Annotated in this window: 14 protein-coding genes and 2 tRNA genes; 13 read left to right on the top strand and 3 right to left on the bottom strand. The window is 66.9% G+C overall.

Annotation, left to right across the window (positions count from 1 at the left end; genetic code table 11):
• Window positions 1-3: 3 nt before the first annotated feature.
• The 4 genes from IFJ75_RS07740 (at window position 4) to IFJ75_RS07725 (ending at window position 4,964) form a co-directional block, all read left to right on the top strand.
• A complete protein-coding gene (locus IFJ75_RS07740; protein ID WP_207932012.1) occupies window positions 4-1,635 on the top strand; it encodes a Na+/H+ antiporter in 1,632 nt (543 codons plus the stop codon).
• Window positions 1,636-1,975: 340 nt separating this feature from the next.
• The gene (gene lon / locus IFJ75_RS07735; protein WP_207932011.1) at window positions 1,976-4,372 is read left to right on the top strand and encodes an endopeptidase La; all 2,397 of its coding nucleotides are present in this window, start codon (window positions 1,976-1,978) and stop codon (window positions 4,370-4,372) included.
• 171 nt (window positions 4,373-4,543) lie between these two features.
• Window positions 4,544-4,819 (top strand): HU family DNA-binding protein, encoded by a 276-nt coding sequence (locus IFJ75_RS07730; RefSeq protein WP_207932010.1) that lies wholly within the window; start codon window positions 4,544-4,546, stop codon window positions 4,817-4,819.
• A 68-nt stretch (window positions 4,820-4,887) separates the two neighbouring features.
• Window positions 4,888-4,964: transfer RNA gene (locus IFJ75_RS07725), tRNA-Val, on the top strand.
• 21 nt (window positions 4,965-4,985) lie between these two features.
• Here IFJ75_RS07725 and IFJ75_RS07720 read toward each other — a convergent pair.
• Both IFJ75_RS07720 and IFJ75_RS07715 read right to left on the bottom strand, forming a co-directional pair.
• Window positions 4,986-5,879 carry a DUF1206 domain-containing protein gene (locus tag IFJ75_RS07720; protein WP_207932522.1) on the bottom strand — a complete coding sequence of 298 codons (894 nt, stop codon included), beginning with the start codon at window positions 5,877-5,879 and terminating at the stop codon, window positions 4,986-4,988.
• A gap of 153 nt (window positions 5,880-6,032) precedes the next feature.
• The gene (locus IFJ75_RS07715; protein WP_207932009.1) at window positions 6,033-9,215 is read right to left on the bottom strand and encodes an autotransporter outer membrane beta-barrel domain-containing protein; all 3,183 of its coding nucleotides are present in this window, start codon (window positions 9,213-9,215) and stop codon (window positions 6,033-6,035) included.
• Window positions 9,216-9,420: 205 nt separating this feature from the next.
• On the opposite strand from IFJ75_RS07715, the gene IFJ75_RS07710 reads away from it, so the two are divergent.
• The 5 genes from IFJ75_RS07710 (at window position 9,421) to IFJ75_RS07690 (ending at window position 13,077) form a co-directional block, all read left to right on the top strand.
• Complete coding sequence (locus IFJ75_RS07710; RefSeq protein WP_207932008.1) at window positions 9,421-10,335, top strand: SPFH domain-containing protein; 915 nt, start codon at window positions 9,421-9,423, stop codon at window positions 10,333-10,335.
• Window positions 10,335-10,523, top strand: a complete 189-nt coding sequence (locus IFJ75_RS07705) for a hypothetical protein (RefSeq protein WP_207932007.1) — start codon at window positions 10,335-10,337, stop codon at window positions 10,521-10,523. Before IFJ75_RS07710 ends, IFJ75_RS07705 begins: the two co-directional genes overlap by 1 nt.
• A gap of 120 nt (window positions 10,524-10,643) precedes the next feature.
• The gene (locus IFJ75_RS07700; RefSeq protein WP_207932006.1) at window positions 10,644-11,894 is read left to right on the top strand and encodes a glycosyltransferase; all 1,251 of its coding nucleotides are present in this window, start codon (window positions 10,644-10,646) and stop codon (window positions 11,892-11,894) included.
• Window positions 11,895-12,000: 106 nt separating this feature from the next.
• Window positions 12,001-12,831, top strand: coding sequence for a polysaccharide deacetylase family protein (locus tag IFJ75_RS07695; protein WP_207932005.1), 831 nt, complete (start codon window positions 12,001-12,003; stop codon window positions 12,829-12,831).
• Window positions 12,832-12,900: 69 nt separating this feature from the next.
• Window positions 12,901-13,077: a hypothetical protein gene (locus tag IFJ75_RS07690; protein ID WP_207932004.1), complete on the top strand. Its 177-nt coding sequence runs from the start codon at window positions 12,901-12,903 to the stop codon at window positions 13,075-13,077.
• A gap of 102 nt (window positions 13,078-13,179) precedes the next feature.
• Here IFJ75_RS07690 and IFJ75_RS07685 read toward each other — a convergent pair.
• Window positions 13,180-13,256: transfer RNA gene (locus tag IFJ75_RS07685), tRNA-Asp, on the bottom strand.
• Window positions 13,257-13,515: 259 nt separating this feature from the next.
• Between IFJ75_RS07685 and IFJ75_RS07680 the strand changes: the two genes are divergently transcribed.
• The 4 genes from IFJ75_RS07680 (at window position 13,516) to IFJ75_RS07665 (ending at window position 15,586) form a co-directional block, all read left to right on the top strand.
• Window positions 13,516-13,893 carry an NADH-quinone oxidoreductase subunit A gene (locus tag IFJ75_RS07680; RefSeq protein WP_207932003.1) on the top strand — a complete coding sequence of 126 codons (378 nt, stop codon included), beginning with the start codon at window positions 13,516-13,518 and terminating at the stop codon, window positions 13,891-13,893.
• On the top strand, window positions 13,863-14,519 hold the full coding sequence (locus IFJ75_RS07675) for a NuoB/complex I 20 kDa subunit family protein (RefSeq protein WP_207932002.1): 657 nt from the start codon (window positions 13,863-13,865) through the stop codon (window positions 14,517-14,519). Before IFJ75_RS07680 ends, IFJ75_RS07675 begins: the two co-directional genes overlap by 31 nt.
• An 83-nt stretch (window positions 14,520-14,602) precedes the next feature.
• A complete protein-coding gene (locus IFJ75_RS07670) occupies window positions 14,603-15,163 on the top strand; it encodes an NADH-quinone oxidoreductase subunit C (protein WP_404822094.1) in 561 nt (186 codons plus the stop codon).
• Between the two features lie 6 nt (window positions 15,164-15,169).
• Entirely contained in the window at window positions 15,170-15,586 is a 417-nt protein-coding gene (locus IFJ75_RS07665; protein ID WP_207932000.1) for a hypothetical protein, read from the top strand.
• Window positions 15,587-15,646: the final 60 nt, after the last annotated feature.

Genomic DNA, 15,646 nt, shown 5'->3' with positions numbered 1-15,646 from the left:
CGTATGGCGGTGATCGAGACCGTCCTGCTGCTGCTTCTGGCCGTCGTGGTCTCGGGGGCGGTGGCGCGGATGACCCGCATCGCCCTGCCTCTGGTGCAGATCGCACTGGGGGCCTTGGTGGTCCTGATCACCGGCCATACGATCGACCTGAAGCCGGACATCTTCTTCCTGCTGTTCCTGCCGCCGCTGCTTTTCCTCGACGGCTGGCGGATCCCCAAGGAGGCCCTGTTCCGCGACCGGGCGATCATCCTGGAGCTGGCTCTCGGGCTGGTGCTGTTCACCGTCGTGGGGCTGGGCTTCCTGATCTGGTGGATGATCCCGGAGATGCCGCTGCCGGTGGCCTTTGCGCTCGCCGCCATCCTGTCGCCGACCGACCCGATCGCGGTTCAGGCCATCGCCGCCCGCGTGCCCATCCCCAAGCGGCTGATGCATATTCTCGAGGGCGAGTCGATGCTGAACGACGCCACGGGCCTGACCTGTATGCGGATCGCGGTGCTGGCGGCGACGACGGGCGCCTTCTCCATCGGCAACGCGGTCGGGACCTTCGCCTGGCTGGCCCTTGCGGGCGTCGTTGTCGGCATTCTGATGACCCTGGCCATTTCCCTCGCCAAGAACGTGATCAGCCGGAAGTGGGGCGAGGACGTGGGGGCCCAGATTCTGGTCAGCCTGCTGATCCCTTTCGCCGCCTATCTCGCCGCCGAGGAGTTGCACGCCTCGGGCATACTCGCGGCCGTCGCGGCCGGCATCACCATGAGTTTCACCGAGCGCGGCCAGACCCAGCAACTGGCCACGACCCGCATCCGTCGCGCCGTCGTCTGGGACACCGTCCAGTTCGCCGCCAACGGGGTGATCTTCGTCATCCTCGGCGAGCAGATGCCCTCGATCCTCGCCCGCGCGGCCGAGGTGGTGCGTGGCACCTCCCGGCCCGAGGTCTGGTGGCTGGCCGTCTATGTCTTCGCCATCGTGGCGGCCTTGGCGGCCCTGCGCTTCATCTGGGTGTGGACCTCGCTGAAGATGACCCTGCTGCGCCGGCGGCAGGACGCCCCGCCTCCGAGGGTCGGCCTGCGCCTGACCATGGTGATGTCGATGGCCGGCGTCCGCGGGGCCATCACCCTGGCCGGCATCCTGACCCTGCCGTTCGTCCTCGCCGACGGATCCGAGATGCCGTCGCGGAATCTGGCCATCTTCCTCGCCGCCGGGGTGATCATCGTCTCCCTGGTGCTGGCCACCCTGGTCCTGCCCGGGCTGATGCGGAACATCGAACTGCCGCCCGAACCCTCGCACCAGCAGGAGGAGGATCGCTCCCGCGTCGCCGCCGCCGAAGCCGCGCTTCAGGCCATCGAGGACAAGGCCCACGCCCTTTCCGAGGGCAAGCCGGACCCGGATATCTACACTGACATCGCCGCCCGACTGATGGCGCTGTACCGACAGCGCATCGAGACCCGCACCCGCACGGACGAAGACGACGTCAATGTCTCCCGCCGTCTGGACGAGATCGAGCGCCAGCTCCGCCTGACAGGTCTCAGGGCCGAGCGCGACGAACTCGGCCGGCTGATGCGCGCCCGCGAAATCGATTCCGACACCGGCAAGAAGCTGGTCCGCGAGGTCGACCTGCAGGAACTGCGTTTCCTCTGAAGGGCTTGTCTGCGCCGAAATCCGGCCCGTTAAGGCCAAATCCCCGCCTAAAGTGAGTTTCGGCCGCCACAGAGAGCGCCGGAGCCGAAATGCGCCTGTCGGACCGATCGCGCGCGTTTGTTCCGTATGCGGCGAAAGGCGCGCGCGAACCGTCCAGCGTCACCGGCGGATCACGCTTCCGTGGACCGTTGACCGGTCACGCTTGAACCCTGAGGCCGTGAGACCACATACTCCCTTGAGCGCCGTCGGAATCGACGGGTCGTTTCGTGGGGTCGCTGCATGTCGCGGGGCTTTTCGGAACGACGGGCCGGAGATCTCCAATGGCCCGGGAGTAAGTAGAATGACCGAGACCAAAACCCTGCCCGTGTTGCCTCTGAGGGACATCGTGGTTTTCCCGCACATGGTCGTGCCCCTGTTCGTGGGTCGCGAAAAGTCTGTGCGCGCCCTCGATGAGATCATGAAGGGTGAGAAGCAGATCCTGCTGGCCACCCAGAAGAACTCCGTCGACGACGATCCGACGCCTGAAGCCATCTATCCGGTTGGCGTCCTCGCCACCGTGCTGCAACTGCTGAAACTGCCCGACGGCACCGTGAAGGTCCTGGTCGAAGGCAAGGGCCGCGCCCGCCTGACCAAATTCACCGACCGCGAGGAGTATTTCGAGGCCGAGGCCGAGACCATCGACGACGAGGCCGGCGAACCGGCCCAGTCCGAGGCCCTGCTGCGCGCCGTGGTCGAGCAGTTCGAGAACTATGTGAAGCTGAACAAGAAGGTCCCGCCCGAGGCCCTCAGCTCCATTCCCCAGATCACCGAGGCGTCCAAGCTGGCCGACAGCGTCGCTGCACACCTGTCGGTCAAGATCGCCGACAAACAGGCCCTGCTGGAGACCATCGCGGTCCCGGCGCGCCTGGAGAAGGTCTATGGCCTGATGGAGGGCGAAATCTCGGTCCTGCAGGTCGAGAAGAAGATCCGCTCGCGCGTGAAGCGCCAGATGGAGAAGACCCAGCGCGAATATTATCTGAACGAGCAGATGAAGGCGATCCAGCGCGAGCTGGGCGAGACCGACGACGCCCGTGACGAGATCATGGAGCTGGAAAAGCGCATCCGGAAGACAAAGCTCAGCAAGGAAGCGCGCGCCAAGGCCGAGGCCGAGGTCAAGAAGCTGCGCAACATGAGCCCGATGTCGGCCGAGTCGACCGTGGTCCGGAACTACCTCGACTGGCTGCTGTCGATTCCGTGGGGCAAGACCAAGCAGAAGCCGATCGATCTCAACAAGGCCGAGGACATCCTCGAGGAGGATCACTACGGCCTGGAGAAGGTCAAGGAACGCATCATCGAGTATCTGGCCGTCCAGGCCCGCACCAACTCGCTGAAGGGTCCGATCCTGTGCCTCGTCGGCCCTCCCGGCGTCGGCAAGACCTCGCTCGCCAAGTCGATCGCCAAGGCGACCGGCCGCGAATACATCCGCATGTCGCTGGGCGGCGTGCGTGACGAGGCCGAGATCCGCGGTCACCGTCGGACCTACATCGGTTCGATGCCGGGCAAGATCATCCAGTCGATGAAGAAGGTGAAGACCACCAACGCCTTCATCCTGCTGGACGAGATCGACAAACTGGGCGCGGACTGGCGCGGGGACCCGTCCTCGGCCCTGCTGGAGGTGCTGGATCCGGCCCAGAACAATGCGTTCGGCGACCACTATCTGGAAGTCGACTACGACCTGTCCAACGTCATGTTCGTCACCACGGCCAACAGCCTGAACATGCCTCAACCGTTGATGGACCGGATGGAGATCATTCGGGTCAGCGGCTACACCGAGGACGAGAAGGTCGAGATCGCCAAGCGTCACGTCCTGCCCAAGGTCACGACCGACAACGGTCTGAAGCCGGCCGAGTTCGTGGTGCCTGACGAGACCATCCGCGACCTGATCCGCTACTACACCCGCGAAGCCGGGGTGCGGTCGCTGGAGCGGGCCTTCGGCGGCCTGGCGCGCAAGGCCGTGCGCGAAATGGCCAAGACCGGCGTGGACTCCATCACCGTCGATGCGGCCAAGCTGGCCGAATACGCGGGCGTCCAGAAGTATCGCTACGGCGAGACGGACGAGGAGGATCAGGTCGGCATCGTCACCGGTCTGGCCTGGACCGAGTTCGGCGGCGACATCCTGACCATCGAGGCGATCAAGATGCCGGGCCGTGGCCGCATGACCGTCACCGGCAACCTCAAGGAGGTGATGAAGGAGTCCGTCTCCGCCGCCGCCTCCTACGTCCGGGCCCGCGCCCTGAACATCGGCGTCAAGCCGCCGGTGTTCGAGAAGACCGACATCCACGTGCACGTGCCGGACGGCGCGACGCCCAAGGACGGTCCCTCGGCCGGCGTGGCCATGACGGTCGCCATGGTCTCGGTCCTGACCGGCATCCCGATCCGCAAGGACATCGCCATGACCGGCGAGATCACCCTGCGCGGCCGGGTCACCGCCATCGGCGGCCTGAAGGAGAAGCTGCTCGCCGCCCTGCGCTCCGGCATCAAGACGGTGCTGATCCCGCAGGAGAACGAGAAGGATCTGGCCGATGTGCCGGACAATGTGAAGTCGGCGCTGGAGATCGTGCCGATCTCCACGGCGGACGAGGCGCTCAAATGGGCCCTGGTCGGCAGCCTGACCCCCGTCGAGTGGGACGAGGCGGCCGAGCCGCTGAACCCCACCCCGCCGCCCGCCACGGACGGCTCGGCGGTCGTCAGCCACTGATCGTGGTTCAGCCTTACGGTTGACCCGACGTTAGGTACGAAAAGCGCGGTCCGGGACCTCCCGGGCCGCGTTTCTCTTTTGACGCGAGCCCAAATCCCCGCCTTACTGATTCTCCAGAGGGGCTTCACGGGGATGGATGCGGCGACGCATCCGGAAGGGGATGCTGAAAGAATGACCAAGGCCGAACTGATCGCCGCCATGGCGGCCGGCGCCGACATCACGCGAGACCAGGCCCGGCTGGCGCTCGACGCCTTCACCGACACCGTCACCGGAGCCCTGAAGAAGGGCGACGACGTGCGCATCGTCGGCTTCGGCGCCTTCGTGGTCGTGGACCGCAAGGCCGGCGTATCCCGTAATCCCCAGACCGGAGCCACCATCAGCCGCCCCGCCTCGCGCACCGCCCGCTTCCGCCTGGGCGAAGGGCTGAAAAGCGTCTTGAACGGATAGGCCGGGACGGGCACAAGCACTCCTCCAACGCGCGGCCGTCATACCGACAGGTCGCCGCGACGTGGTGAGGGCGGCTAGCTCAGCTGGTCAGAGCATCTCGTTTACACCGAGAGGGTCGGCGGTTCGAACCCGTCGCCGCCTACCACCCCTGGCCCGCGAGACCGCGCTAGAGCGGATTGAGGTCGCGAGGCGCGCGGATCTTGCGGAACCGGGCCTCGACGAAGGCGAAGGTTCCAAAGGCCGCCAGACCGACAGCCGTGAGCCCCAGCATCCAGGACCCGCCGGGCTGACGTTCAAGGGCGTCCAGAGACGAGCCGAAGCTGCCGACATCGCTGGACCGCGCATGCCAGCCGGCCAGGATGACCAGCACCGCCAGCGGCAGATAGGCCAGGCCGCGCGCCACATAGCCGGTTCGGGCGATCAGCGAGAGTCGGCGGCAGAGACGCTCCGAACAGGCCAGGGTCTCGCCGAAATCGCTGCTGAAGCCCTTGATGATGTTGCCCACCCCGACGGCCGTGACCACCAGTCCCACCCCGATCAGCAAGGCGTCGCCGAACGGCAAGGCCAGAAGCATCTCTGCCTTGCGCTGGTTTTCGGCGACGTCCTCGACGGCCATCGACGGCCCCACCTCATCCAGCAGCTCGAACACGCCCGAGGCCAGCAGGCCGTAGAACAGACCGCTCACGGCCTGGCCCGCGCGGAGCAGAAGGGCGCGGGCGCTGGAGCCTTCGCGATCGGCGTCGAAGACAGCCTGCAGAATGCGCCAGCCGACGAAGGCCCACAGGCCCAGGCCGAGCAGGACCAGCCACAGCCGTCCGAACGGCTGCTGGGCCAGCCAGACTGCCGCCCCCTTCGTTCCGACCGCCCGGTCGCCGAGGTCGAGCGCCGCCATCAGGGTCAGGGCGCCGACGGAGGCATAGACAAAGCCCCGGGCGCCGTAGCCGATACGCGCCGCCATCTCGATCAGGACGGGCAGGGGCGGGACGCGCCGCAGCAGGGACGAGCGCCGCCGGCCAAGGTCGCCGAGGCGGGCGGCGCGGTGACGGATCGTCTGAAGCACTGAGGTCAAGGCCGGGTCCGTCTGCAAGCGAGACTGTTCAATCCCTGGCGGGGGCAAAGGCTCCGCACCGGCTCGCCCGGACGGCGACGGGCCAGCAAAAAGGCCGCCGGAGCGATCCGGCGGCCTTTTCTTGGTCTGGCCTGATCCCGGGGATCAGAAGCGGAAGCTGGCCCGCAGCAGCAGGGTGTAGCGGACGTAGTCTTCCAGCATCTCGGCGTCGGCGTTGATGGTCAGCATGCCCAGTTCGTTGCCGACCGAGAGGCGGAAGCCGGCGATAGGGCCGCCGCCTTCGATATTGGTCGGGTCCAGGGTGAAGGACGAACCGCCCGAGGCGAAGCGGGCGATGGTCTCGCCCGGATCGACCGAGAGGTTCTGGCGCCAGCCGAGGCGGACCTCGGGGCGGATCCAGCCGTTGGAGCCGAAGCCGTAGCCGATGTTGACCGCCGCCACGCCCGTCAGGAGGTGACCGTCGCGCTCGTCGATGTCGAGGTCGAAGCCGTCGCCGCCGCCCGATTCCGTGCGCGCGCCCTCATGCAGGCCGAAATACTCGGCGTAGATTTCCGGACGGATGTTCAGACGGCCGAAGTTCCGCTCGTAGGATGCGCCGCCGGCCAGGGCCAGGGAGAAGCCGTTCCAGTCCGACTGGTTGTTCAGGTACAGGCCGTCGCCGACCAGCGAACGGTCGGCGCTGAAGGTCGCATAGCCGGCCGCCGCGCGGGCCCAGGTCGTCCAGTTCTGACCCTGGGCGCGCCAGTAGAGACCCAGTTCGACCAGGCTGGCCGACAGGATCTCCTGGGCCTCGGCCTCGGGGTCCTCGATGTCGGAGGAGGTGAAGGCCAGGGAGATACCCACGGCGCCGAGGGTGGTGCCGGTCTCGACCCCGCCCGCCACGCCGAAGCCTTCCGAGCGGAAGCCGTAGGTGTCGGTCTTGTCCTTGTCGGCGTAGAAATTGATTTCCTGGACCCAGGCGCTGGTCTCGCCGACGCCGGCGGAGGCGTTGCGGCCGGTCAGGGCGCGGGTCACGGCGTCGACGCCGCTGGCCAGGGAGAGCAGGGGGCCGCCCGAGTGGTCGGGCAGGGTCTGTTCGTACAGGTTCATCAGCCCGTCGCGCGTCGTCTCCGACAGGAAGGCCGACTGCAGGGCGGAGTTGGCGGCCAGGCCGTTGTAGACCGCGTCGAAGGCCTGGGACTCGACCCCGATCATGCCGATTTCAGAGGCGGTGCGGCGGCGGGCGTCGATATAGACGTCCCCGGCGGCCACATCGGCGCCGGCCGAGACCACGAACAGATAGGGCGAGTTCTCCTGGACGGCTCCCGAGTTGACCGTGCCGTAGTTCAGGGTGTCGGCGTGGATCAGGGTGAACCGCTGGGGCGATTGAAGCAGCGAGGTGAAGCGGATGCCGAGCGTGGCGCCAGTCGCGATGTTCGCCGTGCCGTTGACCTTGAAACCGCCCGCCGTCGTGCTGGTGGCCGGGTCCAGCGCCACCAGCAGGGTGCCGGTCGCGCCGACATTCAGGCCGGTGACGTTCAGCTGGCTGGTCTGGCGGGCTTCGAGGGTGCCGTTGGCGACATTGACGTTGAGCAGGCCGTCGGTGTCGCTGAGGGCGCCGCTGACGACGGCGCCGCCGGTGATGTTCAGGGCGTCCGCTCCGGCGCCGAAGGCTATGTCGCCGACCCAAGTTCCGTTCTGGACGTTGATGGTGTCCGCGCCCGAGCCGAGCAGGACGTTGCCGACCAGGATGGGCTCGTCGACATCGTCGACCCCGTCGTTGTCGGTGTCGTCCAGGACGCTGTCGGTGGCGCTCAGGATTCCGGTCTGGGTGATGGTCACGCCCGAGGTGTTGGCGCGCAGATCCATGGCCACCGCCGTGCCCGTGACCGGATCGCCGTCGGCGTTCGCCACCAGATTGGCCTGGAAGGAATAGGTGTTCACGATTGAGGTCAGGGTGCCGCTCAGATCGACCAGGGTGGCGATGTTCGCCGTCCCGCCGCCCGAGGTCGCCAGGATCGAACCGTTGTTCACGAACGACGGCAGGCTAGCGCCGGCGTCGATGCGGATCGCGTTGACGGTGCTGGTCGCGGAGGTGGCAGAGGCCGCAGTGATAAAGCCGTCGTTGCGCAGGATCGGGGTCGAGGCGCCGGCCGCCAGATGGAGGCTCGTGGCGTTGGCTTCGCTCGCCAGGACGGCGATGGTCCCGGCGTTGAAGATGCCGCCTGCGACATTGACGGTCTGGCCGGCGCCGCCGCCGAACAGGACGGCATTGCCGTTGATCCCGTCGTAGATGCCGTTGCCGACGATGGAACCCCTGTTGATGAAGCCATAGGCGGTATCGGCGGTCGTGCCGGCGGCGCCCAGGGTGATCGACTGGGTCGCCGAACCGATGGTCACGGCCGGGGCCGAGCCATAGGCCAGGATATTGGCGGTGCCTTCGCTGGCGTCGAGGCGGCCGTCGCCGTCTTCCTCGGCATTGTTCGCGTCGAGGTCGACCGGGGGGGCGTCGAAGACCACGCCGCCCGCCACATTGGCGCCGACGATCACGGTCGAGGCCGTCTGCAGCAGGTCCTCGGGCTCAAGGCCCTTGATGAAGGCGTCGGTGCCCTGGGCGTTGTAGCGATAGCCGCTGGAGGTCAGGGCGCCCTGGATGGTCAGGCGGCCGGACACGTCGCCGAGGATCTGGGCCGCCGAGGAATTGCCGCCGCTGGAGGCGAGGGTGCCGTCCAGGGTGATGTTGCCGGTGACCGCCGCCGTAGTGCGGAAGGCGGCGGAATTGTCGCCGAAGACGTTGATCGTGCCGAGGTTGGTCAGGTTGCCGATCAGATTGGTGTCGATGGCGACGGCGACCGAATTATTGCCCTCGACCTGAACGACGCCGCTTGTGCCGATGTCAATGTTGCCGGTCACGGCGCCCGCGCCGGACAGACGCACGCCGTAGCGGTTCGTGCCCACGGCCCAGGGGCCATCGACGTCGCCGTCGCTGTCGGTGTCCGGGTAGGAGGTCAGGGTGTCGGCGACCAGGACCTGGCCGTTGATCAAAACCGTCGTGGTCACGCCGCCGTTGACCTGGACGGCGATCGCATTGTCGGCCGCGTTCTCGATATTGACGTTGGCGCCGCTGTCGACCGTCAGGGTGTTGTTGGAATCGATCGTCACGGCCGTGCCGGACGACAGATTGGTTCCGCCGCCCGAGGCGAATCGGATGTTGTCCGCCGCCGAACCGGTGGCGTTCGAGGTCTGAATCGGGGTCGTACGGATGGTCGAGACGACGACCTCCGCCTGAACGCCGGTGGCGACCATCAGCGGAGCGAGCGCCGCAGCGGTCGCGAGCAGTTTACGCATTCGGTAGAAACCCCTGTGGACACACACGCGCACTATTGTCGCGACCCTGTAACAGGGCGTCCGCGAGCTTGCCTCAAGTTTCTCGAATTTGAGGCGATTGCAAGGCCGGAACGACAGCTTTGAAAGCATCTCGCAGCGATGCTGCTTGTCAGTGACGCGATCAAAGTGATATCACTTCGATAACGAATATCGGAGGGATTTGATCATGACCACCCATTCCACCTCGTCCGAAAGACCGGCCAGCACCGCCAATGGGGTGCTGATCTTGCTGCTGGGTCTCGCCCTGATCGTCGGCGGCCCGTTGCTCGGTTTCGCAGGCGCTGACGCGGCCGCGTCGCATGGAGAGGAGATCGGATCGGTCGGCCTGGGCCTGTTCGCTGCGGTCGTGGGCCTGCTGGCGCTCTGCGGCCTCTATTCGCTGCAGCCCAATGAGGCGATGGCCATCCTGCTGTTCGGCGACTACCGTGGCACGGACCGTCACACCGGTCTGCGCTGGGTTCTGCCCTGGTACAGCCGCAAGAAGATTTCGTTGCGGGCGCGAAACATCACCAGCGACAAGCTGAAGGTGAACGACAAGCGCGGCAACCCGGTCGAGATCGCGGCCAACGTCGTCTGGCGCGTGTCGGATTCGGCCCAGGCCCTGTTCGACGTCGACGACTACCAGGCCTTTGTGAACATCCAGGTCGACACCGGCCTGCGCGACATCGCGTCCCACTACGCCTACGACCACGGCGAACAGGTCGAGGGCGTGGATCAGGAGCTGACCCTGCGGGCGGACGCCGAGGACGTGGCCGCTCGACTGCGCGACGAACTGGCCAAGCGCTGCGGCGTGGCCGGGGTGGTGGTCGACGAGGCGCGCCTGGCCCACCTGGCCTATGCGCCGGAAATCGCCGGCGCCATGCTGCGGCGTCAGCAGGCCGAGGCCATCCTGTCGGCGCGCCGTCTGATCGTCAGCGGCGCGGTCGGCATGGTCGAGACGGCGCTGGACGATCTGAGCGCGCGCGGCGTCGTCGATCTGGACGAGGATCGCAAGGCGGCGATGGTCTCCAACCTGCTGGTCGTGCTGTGCGCTGACCGCGAGGCCCAGCCCGTGGTCAACACCGGCACGCTCTACGGCTGATGGCGGCCAGACTCCGCAAGCCCTTCCTGATGCGCGCCTCTCCGGGCGTGATGGCGGCCGTCGAACGTCTGGCGGCCGCCGAATTGCGCTCGGTCAACGCCCAGGTCGAGGTGCTTCTGCGTGAGGCCTTGCTGCGCCGCGGCGTCGCCGTGACGAGTAACGATCCGGGGCCTGACGATCCCGCATGACCTCTTGAGCTTGGCGTTGAGCGGGTCTAGGGGCGTTTCATGGTCCCGCGTAAAAAAGCCGCCCGCATCCAAACCCGCACGCCACGCGTTGCGCGATCCAAGCGAGCGGAGGAGTCCTCAATGAGCCTGGTCGATCTCGACGTCACCGAAGCCGACCTGCGGCTGATCCCGGGCTGGGACGAGGAAGTCGCCGAGACTCTCAGGATTCTCAAGGCCTCGGCCGAGGACCCCCGGCCGCGCCTGGTCGACACCACCATGCTCTATGCGCCGCGCTCGGGCGGGGTGAAGCGCTATCTGGAATCCAAGAAGGTCTGGCTGGCCGAGAACCGGCCGGGCGTCAGCCACTCCTTGGTGGTGCCGGGCGCGCGCCATGACGCGGGCGCCGATGGCGTCATCAAGCTGCGGGCCACCAAGCTGCCGTTCGGCGACGGCTATCGCTGGCCGTCCTCGGTCAAGCGCTGGGGCGCCTGGGTCGCCTCCATGAAGCCCGCCATCATCGAGGCCGGCGATCCCTATACGCCCGGCCAGGGCGCGCTCGAGGCGGGCCAGAGGGCCGGCTGTCCGGTCGTCGGCTTCTGCCACTCCGACCCGGCCGGCCTCGCGGCCCTGCATTTCGGCGAGTGGGCCAAGAAGCCGGTCGAGAAGCGCTGGGCCAAGCTGTTCGGCCAGTTCGACCGCGTCGTCTCGCCGAGCCGCTTTATCGCCCGCCGTCTGGAAGAGGCCGGCGTCGGCAATATCGTCATCCGGCCCCTGGGCGTGGAGATCGACACCTTCCGCCCGGACCGCCGCGACCGCGACTGGCTGCTGAAGAAGCTGGGCCTGCCGGCCAGCGCCCGCCTGCTGTGCTTCGCCGGCCGTCCGGCGCGCGAGAAGAACATCGATGTCCTGATCGAGGCGGTCCAGAAGTTGGGCGACCCTTATCATCTGGTGCTGGTCGGGGCCGGGCAGGGGATGCCCGCCGAGGACCGCGTCATCGCCCTGCCGTACGAGAAGGACCCCCGCGCCGTAGCCCGGATCATCGCCAGCTGCGACGCCTTCGTCCACGCCAACGACAAGGAGCCCTTCGGCCTGATCGTGCTGGAGGCCATGGCCTGTGGACGCCCGGTCGTGGGCGTCAACGCCGGCGGCGTCGCCGAGACCGTCACCAATGAGGTCGGCCAGCTGGCCGCCTCGGCCGACCCGACCGAATACGCCGCCGCCATTGAGGCCCTGTTCGCGCGCGACATCGAGGCCATCGGGGCCGCGGCCCGCGTCCATACGGTCGAGCGCTTCGCCTGGAACCGGGTCTTCGAGGACCTGTGCATGGTCTATGCCGACGTCAGCGGCCAGCCCGCCTTCGTCCATCCGGCCGAGGAGCTGGCGGTCCACTAGGACCTCCCGAAGCGCAGGCGACACAGCTGCTCGCCTTTCGCGTTAACTATCTCGCCAACCGCCGTTGGATCGGCGAGAACGCTTTCCGAGCTTTGCGGGGGCGCGGGTGCGGCTTGTTCTGATCCTTCTGGTGGCCGTGGGGGCCTGGTTCCTTCCGCCCGCGCCGCGTCCGGTGCAGGCGACGGCGACGCCTCAGGCCGTCGGGGCGTGCCCGACCGCCCCGAACTTCCCCGGTAGGATCGAGAAGGTCGTCCTGACCGCGCCCGGCGCCTATGGCAATCTGCAGTACCGACGCACGCCGTTGGGCCCGAAGACCATCGCCATCACCATCGACGACGGCCCCGATCCGCGCGGCTCGCAGGCGGTCATGGCCATCCTCGAATCCCGATGCCTGCGCGGCACCTTCTTCTATGTGGGCCAGTATGCGGCCCTGAGGCCCGACATCGTCCGCGACGCCGTGCGGCGCGGTCATAATGTCGGCAGCCACAGCTGGTCACATCCGACCCGTCTGGCGGGGTGGGGCAGGGAGAGCGCCCAGGCCGAGATTCGTCGCGGCTTCGTGGCAGTCGAAAACGCCGCTCCGGGCCAGGTGGAGCCCTTCTTCCGCTTCCCGGGGCTGGGCGACAGCCTGGGCCTCAGAAACTGGCTCGGCGAGGCGGGAATCGCCGTCGTCGGCGCCGAGGGCGGCACGGACGACTGGCGCGGCATTGGCGCCGAGGCCATCACCCGCCGGACCTTGGCCAATATGGCCGAGAGCGACGGCGGCGTTCTGATCATCCACGAGACCCATCCGGCCATGATCGCCGCCCTGCCGGGCCTGCTGGACGAGCTGAACCGCCGCGGCTTCCGCTTCGTCCAGATCACCGCCGGCGATACGGCGCGGACGACAGCACAGGCGAAGCCGCAGACGCTGCTGAGAGCCGATCGGCCGCTATGACGCGCAACCGGAGCCGCAGGAACCGCGATCGCCGCTGATCGGTTGTCTTTTCGAACAAGGAGAGACGCCATGACAGACCCCAACACGACCCCGAACCCGCTGGACGACGAGGAAAGCTCCGGCTCCGGCGTCAAGCGCCCTGATCAGGGTTCAGGCGGACCGGGCAAGGATCCAGCCGCTCCGGCCTCAGGGGGCGAAGGCGCCGCCGGCGCCGGCGGTCCCGAGGGTTTCGGAACCGGAACCTGAGGACTGAAAACGAAAACGCCGGCTCCGCGAGGAGCCGGCGTTTTTTCATGTCCCCAAAGCTGGGGGCGGGGGAGGCGCCATCCTTCCTGATCACAGAAAGAATGGCGCGAGTGACGGGGCTCGAACCCGCGACCTCCGGCGTGACAGGCCGGCACTCTAACCAACTGAGCTACACCCGCGTTGCTCGCTGCGGCGTGGTGCGCCGCGGCGAGGGGCGTCGTTTAGGCGGACCATCGCGGCGGGTCAAGCGACGAATTCACCTTCGCATGCAGTTTTTGCGACACCGGGAATCTTCGAGAATTCGGCCCAAAATCTGCGAACCATTCTCAATGAAAACCCTTTTGCCGCATGGGTTTGAACGGCAGCGTTGTTGGGTCTAAGAAGCGCCGAATCCCCCCGATCAGCCGGACTCCCCATCCGGCCCGCGAGGCTATTTTTATGAACGCATTCCTTCTGCAGTACCTGCCGGTCGTGATCTTCATCGGGATCGCGGCGGTCATCGGCCTGCTGTTTATCGTCGCGGCCCTGTTGATGGCGCCCAACAGCCCCGACTCGGAGAAGCTGTCCGCCTATGAGTGCGGCTTCAACGCCTTCGACGACGCGCGCATGAAGTTCGACGTGCGCTTCTACCTGGTGTCGATCCTCTTCATCATCTTCGACCTGGAAGTGGCCTTCCTGTTCCCGTGGGCGGTTTCGATGTTCGACCTCAGCCACGCCGGCATGGTCTTCGCCTTCTGGTCGATGATGGCCTTCCTGGGCGTGCTGACGGTCGGCTTCATCTACGAATGGAAGAAGGGCGCCCTCGAGTGGGAATAGTGACCAACGACACCCCCCTGATCGGTCGCGGCAACTCGGGCGCCTCGCCCCTGCTCAGCCCGAACGGCCAGCCGCTGACCGCCTATGGTCAGGGCGCGCGCTCGACCGTCGAGGGCTATGATCCCAAGCTGCACGACAAGTTCTTCGAGGCGGTCAACACCGAGGTCGCCGACAAGGGCTTCATCACCGCGCCGCTGGACGACGTGATCACCTGGGCCCGCACCGGCTCGCTGATGTGGATGACCTTCGGCCTGGCCTGCTGCGCAGTGGAGATGATCCAGGCGTCGATGCCGCGCTACGATCTGGAGCGCTTCGGCATGGCCCCGCGCGCCAGCCCGCGCCAGTCCGACCTGATGATCGTCGCTGGTACTCTGACGAACAAGATGGCTCCCGCTCTGCGTAAAGTATACGACCAGATGCCGGACCCGCGTTACGTGTTGTCGATGGGTTCCTGCGCCAATGGCGGCGGGTACTACCACTACAGCTACAGTGTTGTTCGCGGTTGCGACCGCGTTGTACCTGTTGACGTCTATGTTCCGGGTTGTCCGCCGACGGCGGAAGCTCTGGTCTATGGGCTGCTGACCTTGCAGAAGAAGATTCGCCGCACCGGGACGATCGAGCGATGAGCGATTTCCCCTCCAGCGCCACCGGCGGCACCCTGGCGAGCCTGATCGCCAATGAGGCCATTCTGACCCCGCTGGGTCAGGAGATGGTGGCCGCGCTCCAGGTCGACGCCCTGGTCGAGCACGGCGAGCTCAACATCACCTGCCACCGCGACCGGATCCTCGAGGTCCTGACGGCGCTGCGCGACACCTATGAGTTCCAGCAGCTGCTGGACGTCTGCGGCGTCGACTACCCCGAGCGGGCCGAACGGTTCGACGTGGTCTATCACCTGTTGTCCATGACCCGGAACGCGCGCATCCGCGTCAAGGTCGCGACCAATGAGACGGCTCCGGTGCCCAGCGCCGTGTCCGTCTATCCGTCGGCCGGCTGGTTCGAGCGCGAGGCGTTCGACATGTACGGCATGATTTTCTCGGACCATCCGGACATGCGCCGGCTGCTGACCGACTACGGTTTCCAGGGGCATCCCCTGCGGAAGGACTTCCCGATGACCGGGTATGTCGAAGTGCGTTACGACGAGGAGCAGAAGCGGGTTGTGTATGAACCCGTCAAACTGGCCCAAGAGTTCCGGAACTTTGATTTCCTGTCGCCCTGGGAAGGCGCCGAATACCCGGCTCCCGTTCTGCCCGGCGACGAGAAGGCGGGATGAGCACATATGAATCGGGCGGCCTTTCGATCGGCTTCGTCGTTCTTTCTGGTCACGTTCTCGACCGCGTTCCTGTTTACGCTGGGCGCGCGTCTGACCGGCTGGTTCACGCGGTCGCCGAACATTCCGCCGCAGCAGCAGCAGGCGCTGGGCATCGCGATCATGGTCGCCGTGGTCTGTCTGGCCGTGGGCGCGGGCATTCGTCGGCTTTCGGCCGGCGAGCTGCAGAGCGCGCTGCTGGGCGCCTCGGCCATTCTTCTCTCGACGCCGCTGGCGATCGCCGTCCTGACCGGCGACTGGCAGCTGTCGACGGCCGCCGTGTCCAGCATGGGGCTGCTTACACTCGCGCTCGGATGGCTGGTGGCGCTGACGCGCCGGCATCAGCCGGGCATCGAACCGATCGAAACGGAGCTGTCTGATGGCTGACGGCGCAAAGATTGAGAACATGACGCCCACCGTCGCCGACCTGGACGTCTTCGCGGACGA

It is taken from the genome of Brevundimonas goettingensis (genome assembly GCF_017487405.1).
Taxonomy (GTDB): Bacteria; Pseudomonadota; Alphaproteobacteria; order Caulobacterales; family Caulobacteraceae; genus Brevundimonas; species Brevundimonas goettingensis.
Note: the sequence above shows the minus strand (reverse complement) of the source record. Positions and strands in the feature narration are given on the sequence as shown.

Coding starts and splice junctions, on each gene's coding strand:
- IFJ75_RS07680 (WP_207932003.1), top strand. CDS start 13,516: ATGAACGCATTCCTTCTGCAGTACCTGCCGGTCGTGATCTTCATCGGG.
- IFJ75_RS07670 (WP_404822094.1), top strand. CDS start 14,603: ATGGTGGCCGCGCTCCAGGTCGACGCCCTGGTCGAGCACGGCGAGCTC.
- IFJ75_RS07730 (WP_207932010.1), top strand. CDS start 4,544: ATGACCAAGGCCGAACTGATCGCCGCCATGGCGGCCGGCGCCGACATC.
- IFJ75_RS07715 (WP_207932009.1), bottom strand. CDS start 9,215: ATGCGTAAACTGCTCGCGACCGCTGCGGCGCTCGCTCCGCTGATGGTC.
- IFJ75_RS07740 (WP_207932012.1), top strand. CDS start 4: ATGGCGGTGATCGAGACCGTCCTGCTGCTGCTTCTGGCCGTCGTGGTC.
- IFJ75_RS07700 (WP_207932006.1), top strand. CDS start 10,644: ATGAGCCTGGTCGATCTCGACGTCACCGAAGCCGACCTGCGGCTGATC.
- IFJ75_RS07665 (WP_207932000.1), top strand. CDS start 15,170: ATGAATCGGGCGGCCTTTCGATCGGCTTCGTCGTTCTTTCTGGTCACG.
- lon (WP_207932011.1), top strand. CDS start 1,976: ATGACCGAGACCAAAACCCTGCCCGTGTTGCCTCTGAGGGACATCGTG.
- IFJ75_RS07675 (WP_207932002.1), top strand. CDS start 13,863: ATGGAAGAAGGGCGCCCTCGAGTGGGAATAGTGACCAACGACACCCCC.
- IFJ75_RS07690 (WP_207932004.1), top strand. CDS start 12,901: ATGACAGACCCCAACACGACCCCGAACCCGCTGGACGACGAGGAAAGC.
- IFJ75_RS07710 (WP_207932008.1), top strand. CDS start 9,421: ATGACCACCCATTCCACCTCGTCCGAAAGACCGGCCAGCACCGCCAAT.
- IFJ75_RS07705 (WP_207932007.1), top strand. CDS start 10,335: ATGGCGGCCAGACTCCGCAAGCCCTTCCTGATGCGCGCCTCTCCGGGC.